Raw genomic sequence first — 16,042 nt, forward strand, 5'->3', positions numbered from 1 at the left:
CTCCATGAATCAATCTTCTGCAGGTTTCCGTTCCTCGATCCATATTTAGTGACGTGTTGGTCTTCGAGATATCAGTTCTGGATGACCAATAGACACCCTGTCATAATTGCTTCCCGCATCCGTACCTTGCTTCTCCATCCTTCGCCCAATTCGAAAGTCCTTGGCCCATGCCATTCGTATCCAACGCCCGCATGTACGCCGTTAGCCCCGAGGCCGAGACGGCCTGGAAGGAACTCATCGCCCACGTCGCCGAGGATGCCGGCACGGCGTTCGATTACGTCGCCTACCCGGCGCCGCGGCCGCTCGAGGACCTCTGGCGCCGCGATGACCTCGGGTGCGTGCAGATGTGCGGATACCCGATCGCGCTCGACCTTGCCGACGTCGTGCCCCTGGCCTCGCCCATCCCCGCCGCGTCCTGGGCCGGTGGCAAAGCGCTTTCCCGGACCGACCTGATCGTGCGCGTCGATGCGCCCTTTCGCACGCTGTCCGAGACCTTTGGCGGGACCGTGGGATGGACCGTGGTCCACTCGCAGTCGGGCTTCAATGCGCTGCGCTATCATCTTCTGCCTTATCGCAAAGAGGACCGCCCGCGCCTCTACCGCCGTTCGGTCGGCCATCTCGTCACAGCCCGGCGGATCCTCGACAGCGTGGCGGACAGGAGTATCGACGTAGGGCCACTGGACGCCTACTGGCACATGTTGGTCAGGAAGTACCTGCCGGGGCTTACAGAGAAGGTCCGCATACTCGAATCGACCGAAACCGTACCGATGCCGGCATTCGTCACCGTCCCCGCGATGCCCCGGCACACGGTCGATCACCTGCGCGAGGCTTTTGCGGCAGCCCATACGCGGCCCTGGTTCGCCCCGTTCCGAGCATCGCTTCTGATCGATGGGTTTGAGCTCGTGACGCGCGAGGCGTTTCATCGTACTTTGGAATGGGCGCGGGCCGCAGAAGTCACGGGTTACCTGGAACCGGGGTGATCCCGGCCGCCGATATGCCGGCAACCGCATAGGTTCCGGCCGCCAATCAACCACGAGCAACCCACCATGAGCTACCCATTCGATCTTGGAACCTGGTCCCGCAAAATCACGACGGACTCGGATGCCGCCCAGCGCTGGTTCGACCGCGGGTTGAACTGGACTTACGGATTCAATCACGAAGAAGCGGTGGACTGCTTCAGGCGCGCGGCCGACGCGGATCCCGCCTGCGCGATGGCCTGGTGGGGGATCGCCTATGCGAACGGACCCCACTACAACCGGGCCTGGATCCGATTCACCGAAGCCGAGATCGCCCGGGTCCTGCCAGTTTGCCACGACGCGGTGACGACCGCGGTCTCGCTCGCCGGTGACGGTACGCCGGCCGAGCAGGCCCTCATCGAGGCGCTGGCAAAACGTTACCTGAATGGCGACGAGCGCGACGCGGGGGTGCTGGACGCCTGGCACCGGGACTTCGCCGATGCGATGCTCGACGCCCGTCTGGCGCATGAGGATGATCCCGACATCGCCGCCTTCTATTTCGACGCGGCGCTGAACTGCACGCCTCGTCAGCTCTGGGATCTACGCACCGGGCAACCAAACCCACGCGGCCACACGGTCGAGGTATTGCCGGTGATGAAATCCTGGATAGAACGGATCGCGCGTGAGGGGCCCGTCCATCCGGGGATCTGCCACCTGTACATCCATATGCTGGAAATGTCGCCCATGCCGGAGCAAGGGCTCAACGCGGCCGACCTGTTGCGCGGGTTGCTGCCCGACGCCGGCCACCTGGAGCACATGTCAGCGCACATCTACGTCCTTTGCGGCGACTGGGCGCAGTCGGTTGTCCAGAGCGAACGGGCAGTCGCCGCCGACGACAAGTACCTCGACTACGCCGGTGATCAGAACTTCTACACCACCATGCGGTGTCACGATCTCCATCTCTACATGTACGTGGCCATGTTTCTGGGACAGTTCGGCAAGGCCACCCATGCCGCGGAGCGGATCCGCGCGATGGCCACGCCCGAACTGATCGCCGGGAGCGCGCCATTTATGGCCTCCATCCTCGACGGCTACGCCGCCATGACTACGCACGTACTGGTTCGCTTCGGCCGCTGGCACGACCTGATCGCATCGCCCGAACCGGAGGAGCCCGATCTTCGCCCCATCGAAACCGCCATGCACGCCTACGGTCAAGGCGTGGCGCACGCCGCCCTCGGTCAGATCGAAGGGGCCGAAGCCGCCCGCGAAGAATACGATCGAGCGGTGGCCGCGATTTCCGAGGAAGCGATATTCTTGAGCAACACGGTGCGCGACATGCTCCGCATCGGCGAGGCCATGCTCGACGGCGAACTCGAATACCGCAGGGGGAACTACGACCGGGCGTTCGATAGCCTGCGTCTCGCCGTCTCGCGGGACGACGCACTCAACTACACCGAACCCTGGGCCTGGATGCATCCCCCGCGCCACGCCCTCGGCGCGCTACTCACCGAGCAGGGCGAGTTCGATGAAGCCGAAGCCGTGTATCGCGCCGACCTCGGCTATGACGGAAGCCTGCCCCGATGCTGCCAGCATCCCGACAACGTGTGGGCGCTCCAGGGGCTGGTGGAATGCGTCGAACACGCAGGAGACGCCAACGAGCTTCGGTTCCTGAGACAGCGGCTGGCGTTCGCCAAGGCCCGGGCCGACGTCCCCATAGAAACGTCCTGCTTCTGCCGGTAGGTGGCGGCAAAGGTGAGAGGGGTGAGTGGACCGGGTCTCTATTCTGATTCTGCGGAAATTACGCTATTGAGTGATTTTACTCAATACAGTAAACGGGAGAGTACTGGCTGTTGGCCGTAAGGCCGAAATCCCGGGAGCCGGCAGTTCTCTCCTACAGTCGTTATGGACCTATAATCTCGCAAAGTCCTTCTATGATCCTATCCAATTCGTCACCGGTGGCATGGCCCAACCTGCTACCGATTCTCTGTGTTGAAAGGGTTCGGACCTGGCCGATCTTAACCCACGACTGTTTTGGAAGATCTGCCGAATTGAGCGAAAGGGTCAGCGGGAAACCGGCACGTTGAGGCTGACTCGTAATCGCCATGGAAATTACCGTCTCGGTTCGCTGATTAAAAATCTCGTGGCTCAAGATTAGAACAGGCCGTCGTACAGCTTGCTCCCGGCCACGTGTGGGACTCAAATTCGCCCAGCGGATTTCACCCCTCAATATTCGGGCCAATTATCCGCATCCTCCTCTATTCCTTCTTCAGCCAGTTCCCGTTCCTCTACCGGGTCCAGTTTCGCACATTCCCGCGCCAGCCTTCCCCGCTTGAGACGATCCAGCTTCTCCGACACGGCTTCCTCAATCGCCTGACTTCTGTTTTTATATGACTGCTGCATGATTAGATAGTCGAGTTGCCTGACGATTTCCTCGTCCAGCGTTATCGCGATTTTGGATTTCATAACTTAATCCTCCTGGTATGATAATATGTCATACCTTCTGATTGTCAAGTGCGATACCAGGTTTTATTCGGATGACGTTAGGATTTTGCAGACGACCCAGTTGTGTCAACTTCCGCGGGTCTGACGATAAGGTGTGATTGACGATGAGGTGTGAATATGGAATGCTTGCCCAGGGTACCGAAATCGGTGTAGGTTTTAGAAGAAAGTCGACCCGTCGAGTTCGGAGCCTGACACCATGCGCATCTGGGACCTTCCCCCCGAAATCCTGTGCCGACAGCACCTCCTCGGTGAGCACCGGGAGTTGCACGGGCTATGGAACGTCATAACGCTGGGGAAAACAGGATACCGGAAGCATCCGGAGACGAAACGTTGGGTCGGCCGACTCGCGGCGCTGTACGACCGGCACGAAGCATTGGTTGCGGAGATGCAACGGCGGGGTTACCGGCACAATACACCGCTGGATGGTACGCTTGCCGATGGCCGGAAGGAGCAGGATGTTCTGATCGACAGCCTGGATGAACAGATCCAGATGTTGACCGAGAAGCCTTGTCCGTGCCCGATGGCGCCCTGGCCATAGGATATAACGCCGCCTTATTCCGCCCCTTCACTCGTTCTCCGTTACGTTTTGCGTCCTCTTCTAGATTTTCAGTGTCTATACGGACTCCCAATCCTCGTTCTCCAACGCCCTTCGTACTGCATCGGCCATACCCCTCGGGCGGATGGGGAATACTTCCAGAGCAGACTCGTCGACAACGACCGTTTCGTTCCGGAGGCTTTCGACGAGTTTTCGTCCGACCCGCGCGTAGACGGGTGTGAACAGGCCGAGCCACAGGCTGGAGAGGCGGGGTGAAAGGACAGGCACGGAGATCAGCATGCGCTTCAAGCCGCGCAGCCGGGCGTATTCCGTCATGAGATCCCGGTAGGAGGCGCGGTCCGGTCCACCGATTTCGAATACCTGACCGCGGTCAGAGTCCGTGCTGGAAATATCGAGTGCGGCGGCCAGGTAGTCGAGAACGTCATCGATGGCAATGGGCTGACACTGGGTATGTACCCATTTTGGAGTCAACATCACCGGGAGTTTTTCGACAAGGGCCCGGATTAATTCAAACGATAGACTGCCGGAGCCGATGATGATGGATGCCCTGAATTCGATCGTCGGCACGCCGGAGTTTCGAAGGATTTCCCCGACTTCCCGCCTGCTTGCCAGGTGGCCGGACAGTGGCCGTCCATTGCCCAGGCCGCCAAGGTAAACGATTCGCCCTACCCCGGCCGCAAATGCCGCCGCCGCAAAGTTTGTCGCGGCCTTTCGATCTTCCAGTGCGAAGTCACCGCCGGACGCCATGGAATGGACCAGGTAGTAGGCCGTCGATACGCCTCGCAGGGCATCCGGCAGTGTTGCCGGCCGCAGCAGGTCGCCGCCTGCTACATCGACATCGTTCGCTGCCAACGAGGACAACGCATCCGGGCGTCGAACGAGACAACGCACCCGATGTGATCCGTTTACCAGACGCCGAAGCAACCGGCTCCCGATGTACCCCGTGGCTCCGGTGATGAGGACTGTCTCTGGCTGCGATGAATTCGTCGGCTGGGACCCGGTCATGCACCCTCTGTCCAGAAACGAGATGAGCAGGCCTTCAAAACCCACGCCAGCCCGGCATGTCGGCCGCCTGCCGGATCCACCTCGCCATCTGCTCTGTATCGAGTTCATCCTCGTAGATGTCGATCCAGCGCGAGTCCCTGTCCTTGCCCGAACCGGGAGGAACGGGTCTCAGTGCCGCGCCCTGGAAGAACGTCACCTTCACGTAGCGGGTGAATACGTGGTAACTCAGGAACCAGCCCTGGTCCTCGATGCCGTAGAAGGGCGAGTTCCATCGTACGGCCTTGCGCACGCCGGGTACGGTGCGGACGATGAGTTCGTCGAGGCGGCGTCCCACGTCGCTCTTCCAGCCCGGCATGGCCGCGATGTAGGCCTGCACGGGGGCGTCTCCGTCGGCCTTCGCGATTTGAGGGTTGCCGCCCGAGAGGAGGACCGGCTTCGGGCCAGCCTCTTTTGCGACGGCCTTCACTACCGCCTTCGCCGGTTTCCCGGCCGTCTTGCCTTCCATGATGTTCACTCCAGTCCGCGCCTTTTGGCCGTGCGTGGCACCAGGGTCGGCACTTGGTGCTCTAACGTCGTAGCGCCACCGGCTCCTGGCGTCGATGGCGGATCCTGTTCCGAAAAGAAACAGGAGACGGAAGCGGCGTCAAGCGGACTTCCCGGCCGGGCGCAAAAACCAACAATCATGCATGATCACGCGACAGGCACAGGGCGTCCGCCCGGTCGTTATACTGCATTGGCACAGGAAAGATCGCCCGCCAGGCCTGAGCGTCCGACTTCCCGTGGTTTTGCGTTGACACCGATAGAACGCGGTGGGTAATTGGATGGACGAGCGTGGATGAGTGCGGACGAGCGTGGAAGGACAAGGACGGCCTGCGGGTAGTCCAGGACAAAAGCTATTAGACACGAAGGGTGGCTTGATGGATTTCGAATGGATCACCATTGCACTGGGTGACATCACATGGCTCGCCGTGGCGTTCGCGCTGGGTCTGCTTTCCCGGGCCGTAGGGCTGCCTCCCCTGGTTGGATTCCTCGCTGCGGGATTCGTGCTCAACCTGTTCGGCATCGCCAGCGGGGATGTGCTCCGGAAGCTGGCCGATCTCGGAATAACGCTGCTGTTGTTCGTCGTCGGCCTGAAGCTCAACTTGCGGACCCTGGCGCGACCCCAGGTATGGGCCGTCACCGGCCTGCACATGGCACTGGCTGTGTTGATCCTGGGAACGATCGTCCTATTGCTCGCCATGCTGAATGCGCCTTCCTTCTCCGATATCGGGATTTACCCGTCGTTGCTGATTGCCTTCGCACTGAGTTTTTCCAGTACGGTCTTCGTCGTGAAGGTCCTGGAGGACAAGGGGGAGACGGCCGCCTTGCATGGCCGTATCGCGGTCGGCATTCTCATCGTTCAGGACCTGGCTGCCGTGGCTTTTATCGCGATCTCGGTGGGCATGTGGCCATCCCTTTGGGCGTTGCTCGTCCTGCTCCTCATACCGGCGCGTCCGCTGCTGTTGTTCGTTCTGCAGAAAGTCGGCCATGGCGAGCTCCTGGTGCTGAGCGGGCTGCTCCTGGCCCTGGGCGGCGCGGAAGTATTCGAACTGGTCGGACTGAAGGGCGACCTGGGCGCACTCGCCCTCGGTGCGCTGATCGCCAACCATGCGAAAGCCAATGAAATGGCGAAGACCATGATCGGATTCAAGGACCTGTTCCTGCTCGCCTTCTTTTTGTCCATAGGGCTTTCAGGTCCGCTGACGCTGGACGCGGTGCTCATCGGCGCAGCCGTCACGCCGCTTGTTTTCCTGAAGTCGGCCCTGTTCTTCGGCCTTTTGACGGCGCTCAAGCTGCGTGCGCGCACCTCGCTGCTCGCGACGCTGAACCTGACCAACTTCAGCGAGTTCGGACTCATTGTGGCGGCCATCGGGGTAGCCAATGGCTGGATCGACGGCCTTTGGCTGATCGTCATCGCGATCTCCCTGGCGCTGTCCTGTGTCATCTCGGCGGCGCTGAACGTCGCCGCCCACCAGATCTATGCCCGGCACCGGGCGTTGTGGGACCGGCTTCAAAAGTCCGAGCGTCTTCCCGACGACCAGCCGCTCGATACCGGTGGAGCAACGATCGCCATCATCGGCATGGGCCGCGTGGGCACCGCGGCCTATGACAACATGCATCAGGAATTCGGAGACACCGTCGTAGGCGTAGACCTCGATCACGTCAAGGTGGAACGGCAGCAGTCGAGTGGCCGCCACGTACTGCTCGGCGATCCCAGCGATGCGGACTTCTGGGACCGCGTTCAGGCCGCCCACACCCTCGAACTGGTTCTGCTGGCGTTGCCGAACCTGGCGTCCAACCTCGCCGTACTCGACCAGCTCAAGGCTTCCTCGTCCTACTGCCGGGTCGCCGCCACGGCAAGGTTCCCTGATGAGATCGAGGTGCTCAAAGCGGCCGGCGCATCGAGCGTGTACAACCTCTACGCGGAGGCCGGCTCGGGATTCGCTGCGCACGTGGCGGCGCAGACGCCGAATGCGGGTACGTAATTGGGAAGAGCGGTATGCTGCGAACTTCCCGGCCACGAAACTTCATGGTGAAATCAGTTTGTATTTTAAACTTCGTGTGGTAAATTTGGCCAATCTGCGCCCGGTAGCAACCATGATTCACTTGGGATGCCTCCAGTCATTCAGTCAAATCCGCTAAGGGAATTCTCATATGCTTTTCGACCATGATACCAGGGGAAAATCAGCTTCGCCCTCCTCAGCCGGTTACGGTATTGCACGATACACCAAAAAGGCCATCCTATGGAATCCGATCCGCCTCTTCTGCTTACTCGCGCTTCTTGTGGTGACCTCCTGTGGCAAGGATAGTCCAACCGGACCGGCCGGACCGGCAAACGTCGTCGTGACGCCCAACACAGTCACACTGACCGCGATCGGCCAGACCGTGCAGCTCGACGCAAAGGTGCAGTACGAGGCCGGCGCGACATCATCAGGACACACGGTGGTCTGGGCAAGCCGGAATCCATCCGTGGCATCCGTGAATAGCGGAGGGCTTGTCACCGCGCTCAGCAACGGTACGGCCGATATCACGGCCACCGCGGGACAGAAACAGGGCAAGTCCACGATTACCGTATCCCAGGCTGCGCGAACGATAACGGTTGAGCCGTCGTCGGTAATACTGACCATGGCCGACGAAACCGCGACGCTGAAGGCATCGGTGCTGGACGAAAACGGCCGAGCCGTGGAAAACGCGGTGGTGAAATGGTCGATCAGCGACGAGTCCGTGGCGACGGTAAGCGACGTCGGCCTGGTCACGGCCGTGCGAAGCGGCAGCGCGGTCGTGACCGCTACCTTCGGCGAGGTTTCGGCCAGCGTGACGGTCACGGTATCCATCGATGTCAGCAATCGCACCACGCTGATCGATTTCTACCACGCGATGGACGGTGCGAACTGGAATGAGCGCGATAACTGGTTGAGTGAAGAACCTCTGACCGAGTGGCACGGTATCACGACCGACGCCAACGGAAGGGTGATCCGGCTGGAACTGCGCTCGAACAACCTGTCGGGCACGTTACCTGAAAACCTGGTCAATCTGTCGCTGTTGCGGGAACTGGATTTAGCGGGCAACCAGGTATCGGGCGCCATCCCGGTCATTCTTTCTCAACTCGAGGAGCTTAGGATTATCGACCTGGGCGCCAATGAAATTTCTGGATCCGTTCCGGCTGCGCTCGCGTTGCTTGACCATCTGGAAATACTGAACCTCGGAAACAACAGCCTGTCCGATTCGGTCCCCGCGGAACTGGGGCAGATGACCACCCTGACACGGCTGGACATTGGCGGCAACGACCTGACCGGTACGATTCCGCCGGAACTGGGCCGGCTTTCCAGTCTGGAGCACCTGGAGTTGGACAAAAACGAACTGGATGGATCGATTCCTGCCGAACTGGGCGACCTGTCTCAACTGGAAATACTGCACTTGGACACGAACAAACTGACCGGTCCGATCCCGCCGGAACTGGGTAATCTGGAAAGCCTGGAGTTTTTGAACCTCTGGCGGAACAAGCTTTCAGGAGAGATTCCGGTTGAATTGAGTCAACTGGAAAACCTGGAACGTATGGATCTGGATGAGAATCAGTTGTCTGGACCGATCCCCACCGACCTGGGACAGTTCCACAATCTCGAGATACTCTACCTCAATTCCAACAATCTGTCGGGCGAGATCCCGGCGGTCTTAGGCGATCAACCCAGGCTGCGTCTACTGAGTCTGTATGGAAACGAGCTCACCGGACCACTACCGGTCGAGTTGAGCCAACTCCCCAATCTCGAAATTCTTTATCTCCATAACAACGAACTGTCCGGACCGATCCCATCCGAGTTTGGACGGCTCCAGGATCTCGAAGCGCTGTATCTCCATGGCAACGAACTGTCCGGGGCTGTTCCATCCGGACTGGGACAACTCGACGATCTGGAGGTATTGTACCTTCATGACAATCAGCTCACCGGTTTGATACCCGATACGTTTTCGGGCCTTACGGACGTCACCCACTTTTTCTTTCAAGAAAATGACGGCCTGTGCCTACCGAGCACCCCGGCCTTGCTGAACTGGGTCGACGGCCTGGATGATTGGAACGGGTCGCGGTGCGACGAAGCCGGCTTCGCCGAGGGGCTGCTCATGGTGGGCAAAGGCGCCGACCGGCTGTACCAATTGAATCCGAATACGGGGGAAGCCAAACCCGTGGGAGAAGCCGTGCGATTCGGCGTCGACGAATATGAGCCTTACGGCCTGGCCGCGCATCACGGCACGTTGTACATGACGGGCGGATGGAACGCGGCGCTGTACACGCTGGATCCGGAAACGGGCGTGGCAACGCGGGTCGGCGACGCCGTGGAATTCGGAGTCGGCGAAAGCCAGGCCTTCGGTCTGGCGTCCCACAACGGAACGCTGTACATGTCCGGCGGGACGAATTCCAGACTCTACACGCTGGATACGGCAACGGGGGAAGCCACCCCGGTCGGCGACGCCGTGGAATTCGGGGTCGGCGAAGACCACCCCTTCGGCCTCGCATCCCACGAGGGCGATCTGTTCATGGTCGGCTACAACTCGGCCCGGTTATACGTACTGAATCCTGCCACAGGGACCGCGTCACCCGTTGGCGACACGGCCGACTTCGGCGTCGGAGAAGATCTGCCGACCGGGCTGACCTCACACCGAGGCGTGTTGTACATGGCCGGCGGGTGGACGGCGAAACTATATACACTGGACGCGGAGACAGGGATGGCCTCGCCGGTCGGGAATGAAGATGAGGAAGTCAGTCAGTTCGACGTCGACGAAAACGGTCCAACGGGGTTGGCCTCGCTGATGCGGGAGGTGTCGGCGCGGAGAACGGTAGTACCGGTTTTGAATCTGTACAAGGAGTGAGGACTTCTTTAGGTATAGCCCATTAAGGAATGGCCTGTACCGTCGGAAATAGCCGGCGTCAGCAAGTGGATAAGAAGGGTCGTAAAAGGTCCGGCCGATGAAGAGAAAGTGGATCTGGTGGGCAGGCGGCGCTGTACTGGCAGTACTTGTGCTTGCCTACACCGTCTTGTTCTGGTTAGATCCGGCGCGGCGCACGACCGACCCCGAATTCTCCGGATTGAGCAGAACCGTTACCGGAAATACGCTTTTCTCACAAAGCGATCCGCCGGTGCGAATGACATTTGACGAGCGATTCCGGCATATCGGAGGGCAGAAGTTCGTGCTCTACGGCACCGCCAACGTCGAGCAACATTTCTTTGTCGAAGAACATCCGGACGGTACCCTGAAGAGTTTTATCTGGATCCAGTTCGAAGGCTTCCTGCCCGATAACGACTACACCTACGACTATTCCGGTTCTCCGATGCGATTGCGGATCGGGGCGTTCGATTTCTACTCCGACACCGAACCTGGAGCGTCAAACCGGTTTCTGCGACTCGGCTGGCCTGGGACCGACGGGTATCTCGCCCGCAAGTTTGCGGCCGACAAAGGCTATACCATGCCGGACAACTACGCCTACGCGCGGCTTGTACACATTCCGGACGACGCCAGCCGTAAAGAGCTGTTGATCATCTTCATGGAAGACCTGGCGCCAACGGGCTGGACCGGCGAGGCATTGCGCGAGGGTGGGGAGCACGAAGAACGCTGGCCCGAGGTCGAGGCCGCTCATCTTGATCGGATCAAGCGGGTGATGTCGCTGACGCGGCCCGGGTAATGCTGAAGTAGCACAAGTATCGAGTTCTGGGCCTTTGGGTATTTGGGTATTTAGGCAAGCGTTCTAAGGCGGTATATGAAGTATGGATCACAGGAAGGAGTCGGGTCGTGCGTTCACTGAGTCTTCAGGGCTTGCCTGACAAGAGAAGGCAGAAGGTCCTCGTGCCGGATTGGCCGGACCCGGAAGGGCCATCGGGCAACGAAGTAAAGACCAGAACGATTTACACGGGCGTGACGAACGGAACGGAACGCAATCAGCTGACTGGCGGAAATTACGCCCCAGCCGACAGCGAACTGCCCACCGGGGGCAACGGCTACCAGAACGTGGGGAAAGTCATCGAGGTCGGGCAGGACGTCTGCGAACTGAAGATCGGCGACGTGCTGTATATGAGCGCGGTCCACGCCGAGTATGCCGTGATGCCGGAAGACGGCCTGCTCGTGAGGCTGCCCGATTCGATGGATCTTACTGAGGCCGCCCTGCTGGGCATATGCAGTGTCGCGATGCGTACCTGCCGCAACGCGGAACTGAGCGTGGGCGAACGCGTGTTGATCGTGGGCGCGGGCATCCTCGGACAGGTCGCCGCGCAGGTCGCCGCCGGCATGGGCGCGCGCGCTACGATCTGCGACATCGATGGAGGGCGGCTGGCGATCGCGAGGGAGATCGGAGCAGCGGAAGCTGTGCTGGATGTTTCGGGGGAGCAATGGACGCAGAATGTCAGTGAGGCCTCATTTGACGTCGTGATCGATTTCGCCGGCGTTCCGGGTATGGAAGACCAGCTGATAACCTCGTTGCGTCCGCAAGGCAGGATGCTGTTCATCGCCGGCCGGGACAAAGTGACATATACCTTCAATCTGGGTCAGGGCCGTGAAATCCGTATAAGGCAGAACAGTCATTTCGATCGAGACGACTTACACAATACGTGCCGCCTGGTTGCCAGGGGGATGATTAAGATTGGACCGCTGATCCGCGATGTCGTCCCGGTCAGCGAAGCCAAAAGGATCTACGACACCTTGCGGGATGCCCCGGATCAACTGCTGGGAACGGTGTTTGCCTGGTAGGTGTGCGTTTATATGTAAGTGCGCAACTTCCGGTCGCAGGATTTGGACCGGAGGGCAAAGCTGCCTCTTCGGTCCGCGAGGGCCGAGTCTTCACAAAGCACTTGCGTAGTGAACGGTATTACCGTACACTTAAGTATGGTAATACTTTCGGTACGTCACAAGGGCCTGCGTCGGTTGCTAACAGACAACGACCCCCGGTTTGTGAATTCAGACCTGGTCGCCCGAGTGCGTAGAATCTTGACCGTGCTTGTCTTGGCCGAGGATATAGAAAGCTTCGCGGCAGATGCACCTCGCGGCTGGCGGCTTCACCGCCTCACGGGTGACAGGCAGGATGTGTGGAGCGTTTCGGTTTCAGGTAATTGGCGAATAACCTTTAGTGAAGTTGACGGTTACATCGAGCGATTAAATCTGGAGGATTACCACTGATGACTACCACCGGAATCACTGTAAAAATGACCCCGTCCCATCCGGGTGACTTCATTCGTTCAGAGATCATCGAGGAATTGGACCTTAGTGTCACGAAGGCTGCTGAGATTCTTGGCGTCCGAAGAGCAACGCTATCCGCACTGCTGAATAGCAACGCCGCTTTATCGGCGGAGATGGCCCTTCGCATCGAGAAGGCCTTCGACGTGAACATGGACATGTTGTTAAGGATGCAGGCGTGGTACGACGCTACGCAAATGCGTGCTCGCGCAGGAGAGATTGACGTAGAGCGCTACGAGCACCAGACGGCGTGAAGTAGTTTTTCTAATGTGGTGATGAGTGCAATTACTTAGCGAGAGGGGATTTTGACTAGTAATGTCGGGGTAGCAAAATTCAGGATTACAACTCCTCGGGTTGGATTCGAACCAACAACCTAGTGGTTAACAGCCACCCGCTCTGCCATTGAGCTACCGAGGAAAACGCTGTCCGCGCAATGCGAAAAAGCGCGGTCACAACAGCAACGGAATATAGCGCGCAGACGCCTTTGTGTCAAGCGATATGTAAGCCATGTAAGCCGCTCCACGTCCGACGAATCTGAGGCTATACCCCGAGTGCCCGCACCCACACCTCAGAAACTGTACATCATATTCAGACTGACGCCGACCATTGAAAGCTCGTCGGTCGAAATCCCGTAAATGACGTCGAATCCCCGCCCCACGGACGAGGCGTGGCTTCGAAGCTGCGTCCACATTTCTTCGTCGTCGAATTCGCTGAACTTTGACCAGCGAACCTTTGCCCCGATCCCCAGGTTACCGCTGAGGGCGTAGTCCACGCCCACGACCGCCTGGTAGGCGGCCAGGAGATCGTTCATCTTGTGTCGGCCGATGGTGGTGGTCCCGGCGAGTCGCGCTTTTCGCTCCGGATGCAGGAAGGTCGAGATCGCGGCCGGGTCGTCATTGCGCTTGAATCGTCCGTAATAGTCGAGCGAAGTGCTGGAAAGCCCCACGCCGACCCCGATGTAGGGCGTGTAAGGCGAGTTGCTCTTGAACTCGTAATACACGTTGGCGAAGACGCTGTGCGAAAGCAGATCTTCCAACCCGCCGTCGATGATTTCGAGTTCCTGCTGCTGCTTTTCCTGGGTCACGGCATCCAGGATCTGACCGTCGCCCTCGCCGCGTGTGTAGGTCGTGGTCCGGTAGAGGTATTCACCCTCGAACCGCAGGCTTTTCCAGGTGTATCCCAGGGCCAGCACGCTCTGCACGCCATCGCCCGCTCCGACTTCGTGCGTCCACTCCGCGGGCGGCGGCGCGCTCGCGCATTCATCCGGACGTGTTTCGGCGAGCCCCGGATTAGACAGCTTGTCGCAACGGGTCCCCCAGTCATTGTCCCTGGCATGGACGGTCAGGCCCGGGGCTACCGCGAAACCCAGGTTGGTCCGCAGGTACCAGCCATCCTGTGATAAGGCCTGTGCCGATGCCGAAGTGGAGGTCTGCGCGGATACCGGCGTGGTGGCCTGAGCGGATGCGCGTCCGGTGATAGCTGCTACGATCAGGCACAGGGTCAGAACCCCGATTCTGTGTATCATGATGCGGTCTCCTTTTGATTCGGGGAGAGGAGGCCCCGGTTGAAGCGATGCTCTCCGGTGGAAGAGGCGCTCTTCTGCAGAAGTAGTGCGCTCAGATTGAAGCGGCGTGCTCCGGTCCGGTCGCGATGTACGCAGTAGTCCCACCGTCACGCCGCGGTCGGCGCATCCAGACCGCTTCCGGTCTCCTCGACCACGAGATCCACCACGGCCCGCAGGGCTTCCTCTTCGGTGTCTCCTTCGAGGCGGCGCAACCTGTAGTGATCGATCTGCCGGTCCGACCCGGTGCCGTACCGGATGAGGTCGAGAATGTGGCGCAGTTGGTCCTCGCACTCCATGGCGCGCGCGTCATCGGACAGTGTTTCGACCAGGGCTTCGGCGTACTCGTCGATATCGAGCCGGCCCGATCCCTCCGTATCCCCCAGGAAGGCCACCACGCCGTACCGCTGGGCGAGCCAGCAGTTCTCCTTAATCAGTTCCGTCGGCGGTTCCGGCGGAAGGCGGCCTTCCATGTCCAGGCGAAGCAGATACCGAACGAGACAGGTGTAAAGCGCCACCACGCACATGGCGTCGTCCACGGTCTGGCAGATGTCGCAGATCCGCAGTTCAAGGGTGGGGAAAGCCCGGGACGGCCGGATGTCCCACCAGAGCTCGCTGCTGTCCTGGATGAACTCCATCCGCTGGAAGTCTTCCACCAGTTTCTCGAATTCCTCCCAGGAGTGCAGCGGCCCGGGCAGCCCTGTGCGCGGCATGCTGCCGAAGAGGGTCAGGCGGTAGGATTTGAAGCCGGTCTCCCGCCCGCTGCTGAATGGCGAGGATGCCGAGAGCGCGTGGAGCAGCGGCAGGTAGCGGCGCATGGCCGTCATCACCCGGACGCGGCTGCCGCCGTCGCCGAAACCCGCGTGGATGTGCATCCCGCCCACGAGCAGTTCCCGGACGGCCTGCTGGTAGGTCATGGCGAACTGTTCGTAGCGACGCCCCGCCGTGACGACCTGGTTGTGCCAGGCCGCGAAGGGATGGGTGGAGGCGGCCAGCACCGCGGCGCCGTGCTGCGTAGCCGCGTCGATGACGAGGCGGCGGGTCTCGATGAGGGCCGAATGGACGTCCGCCACGGACGTGCAGACCCGGGTGGTGGTTTCGATCTGGGACCGGAGGAACTCGGCCACGACCTTGTGTTCCCCGCGGTTTTCGTTACAATACTCGAAGATCCGTGGATCGGGGTCGGGCAGCAGGTCGCGCGTATCCGGGTCGACCAGGAAGAACTCTTCCTCGACGCCGAGGGTGATGGAGAGGGGATCTGCGGTGCTGCCTTTTGCCATGGTTCCTCCCGGGCTGGATTCCGGGGAGATTTTACATGGCGGGCAAGACATAGTCAACCTGTATCGAGTAACGCGTTCCGGACCTCTTGCCAGTCCATGGTGCTGTCTGCGGGGTCTTGCAGACGCTCGTCGGCCAGGTTGAAATCTTCAACGTCTTCTACGTAACGCTGAAGTGCCCGGCGAATCAGGGTTGATCGGCTTGTATCGAGTTCCGCGGCGGCCCTGTCCAGTGCTTCGAGGAGGCTGTCCGGTACCCAGACTGAGATTTTAACCATGTGACGGTTTCCTTTGTGGATTGAAGGTGAGTTTGAAATCGTTACAATCCATAGTAGGAAACCTCACTGGATTTCTCGAATGTCCACGAAAACTCTCACTTTTTAGGAACGCTCTATCAAGTTGACACTTCATGACTTATGGGCTAACTTCTACG

At 59.9% G+C, this 16,042-nt stretch carries 16 protein-coding genes and 1 tRNA gene; 9 read left to right on the top strand and 8 right to left on the bottom strand.

Going from position 1 to position 16,042, the window contains the following annotated elements; genetic code table 11:
* Positions 1–167 precede the first annotated feature (167 nt).
* Both F4Y38_06800 and F4Y38_06805 read left to right on the top strand, forming a co-directional pair.
* Positions 168–980: a phosphate/phosphite/phosphonate ABC transporter substrate-binding protein gene (locus F4Y38_06800; GenBank protein MXY48999.1), complete on the top strand. Its 813-nt coding sequence runs from the start codon at positions 168–170 to the stop codon at positions 978–980.
* Positions 981–1,046: 66 nt separating this feature from the next.
* Entirely contained in the window at positions 1,047–2,696 is a 1,650-nt protein-coding gene (locus F4Y38_06805) for a hypothetical protein (GenBank protein MXY49000.1), read from the top strand.
* A 160-nt stretch (positions 2,697–2,856) separates the two neighbouring features.
* Here F4Y38_06805 and F4Y38_06810 read toward each other — a convergent pair whose 3' ends face one another.
* Complete coding sequence (locus F4Y38_06810; protein ID MXY49001.1) at positions 2,857–3,195, bottom strand: type II toxin-antitoxin system PemK/MazF family toxin; 339 nt, start codon at positions 3,193–3,195, stop codon at positions 2,857–2,859.
* Positions 3,180–3,419: a ribbon-helix-helix protein, CopG family gene (locus F4Y38_06815; GenBank protein ID MXY49002.1), complete on the bottom strand. Its 240-nt coding sequence runs from the start codon at positions 3,417–3,419 to the stop codon at positions 3,180–3,182. The genes F4Y38_06810 and F4Y38_06815 overlap by 16 nt, the downstream gene beginning before the upstream one ends.
* Positions 3,420–3,654: 235 nt before the next feature.
* Between F4Y38_06815 and F4Y38_06820 the strand changes: the two genes are divergently transcribed.
* Positions 3,655–3,996: a pyrimidine dimer DNA glycosylase gene (locus F4Y38_06820; GenBank protein MXY49003.1), complete on the top strand. Its 342-nt coding sequence runs from the start codon at positions 3,655–3,657 to the stop codon at positions 3,994–3,996.
* 75 nt (positions 3,997–4,071) lie between these two features.
* Here the strand turns inward: F4Y38_06820 and F4Y38_06825 are convergent, their stop codons facing one another.
* Together F4Y38_06825 and F4Y38_06830 are read right to left on the bottom strand one after the other, a co-directional pair.
* A complete protein-coding gene (locus F4Y38_06825; GenBank protein MXY49004.1) occupies positions 4,072–5,019 on the bottom strand; it encodes an NAD(P)H-binding protein in 948 nt (315 codons plus the stop codon).
* Between the two features lie 34 nt (positions 5,020–5,053).
* Positions 5,054–5,524 carry a DUF1801 domain-containing protein gene (locus tag F4Y38_06830; GenBank protein MXY49005.1) on the bottom strand — a complete coding sequence of 157 codons (471 nt, stop codon included), beginning with the start codon at positions 5,522–5,524 and terminating at the stop codon, positions 5,054–5,056.
* A gap of 412 nt (positions 5,525–5,936) precedes the next feature.
* Between F4Y38_06830 and F4Y38_06835 the strand changes: the two genes are divergently transcribed.
* From F4Y38_06835 to F4Y38_06860, 6 genes are all read left to right on the top strand, one after another.
* A complete protein-coding gene (locus tag F4Y38_06835) occupies positions 5,937–7,544 on the top strand; it encodes a potassium transporter Kef (GenBank protein MXY49006.1) in 1,608 nt (535 codons plus the stop codon).
* A 169-nt stretch (positions 7,545–7,713) separates the two neighbouring features.
* Positions 7,714–10,419, top strand: a complete 2,706-nt coding sequence (locus tag F4Y38_06840) for a hypothetical protein (GenBank protein MXY49007.1) — start codon at positions 7,714–7,716, stop codon at positions 10,417–10,419.
* A gap of 97 nt (positions 10,420–10,516) precedes the next feature.
* A complete protein-coding gene (locus F4Y38_06845; protein MXY49008.1) occupies positions 10,517–11,230 on the top strand; it encodes a hypothetical protein in 714 nt (237 codons plus the stop codon).
* A gap of 107 nt (positions 11,231–11,337) precedes the next feature.
* The gene (locus tag F4Y38_06850) at positions 11,338–12,288 is read left to right on the top strand and encodes a zinc-binding dehydrogenase (protein MXY49009.1); all 951 of its coding nucleotides are present in this window, start codon (positions 11,338–11,340) and stop codon (positions 12,286–12,288) included.
* A 135-nt stretch (positions 12,289–12,423) separates the two neighbouring features.
* Positions 12,424–12,714, top strand: coding sequence for a plasmid maintenance system killer (locus F4Y38_06855; GenBank protein MXY49010.1), 291 nt, complete (start codon positions 12,424–12,426; stop codon positions 12,712–12,714).
* Positions 12,715–12,740: 26 nt separating this feature from the next.
* Positions 12,741–13,025 carry a HigA family addiction module antidote protein gene (locus F4Y38_06860; protein MXY49011.1) on the top strand — a complete coding sequence of 95 codons (285 nt, stop codon included), beginning with the start codon at positions 12,741–12,743 and terminating at the stop codon, positions 13,023–13,025.
* A 91-nt stretch (positions 13,026–13,116) separates the two neighbouring features.
* Here F4Y38_06860 and F4Y38_06865 read toward each other — a convergent pair.
* From F4Y38_06865 to F4Y38_06880, 4 genes are all read right to left on the bottom strand, one after another.
* A tRNA-Asn gene (locus F4Y38_06865) sits at positions 13,117–13,188 on the bottom strand.
* A gap of 151 nt (positions 13,189–13,339) precedes the next feature.
* Complete coding sequence (locus F4Y38_06870) at positions 13,340–14,296, bottom strand: outer membrane beta-barrel protein (GenBank protein MXY49012.1); 957 nt, start codon at positions 14,294–14,296, stop codon at positions 13,340–13,342.
* A 146-nt stretch (positions 14,297–14,442) separates the two neighbouring features.
* Positions 14,443–15,663 carry a carboxylate-amine ligase gene (locus F4Y38_06875; GenBank protein ID MXY49013.1) on the bottom strand — a complete coding sequence of 407 codons (1,221 nt, stop codon included), beginning with the start codon at positions 15,661–15,663 and terminating at the stop codon, positions 14,443–14,445.
* A 2-nt stretch (positions 15,664–15,665) separates the two neighbouring features.
* Entirely contained in the window at positions 15,666–15,887 is a 222-nt protein-coding gene (locus tag F4Y38_06880; GenBank protein ID MXY49014.1) for a ribbon-helix-helix protein, CopG family, read from the bottom strand.
* Positions 15,888–16,042 lie beyond the last annotated feature (155 nt).

Source organism: Gemmatimonadota bacterium (genome assembly GCA_009838645.1).
In the GTDB taxonomy this organism is placed as follows: Bacteria; JAAXHH01; JAAXHH01; order JAAXHH01; family JAAXHH01; genus JAAXHH01.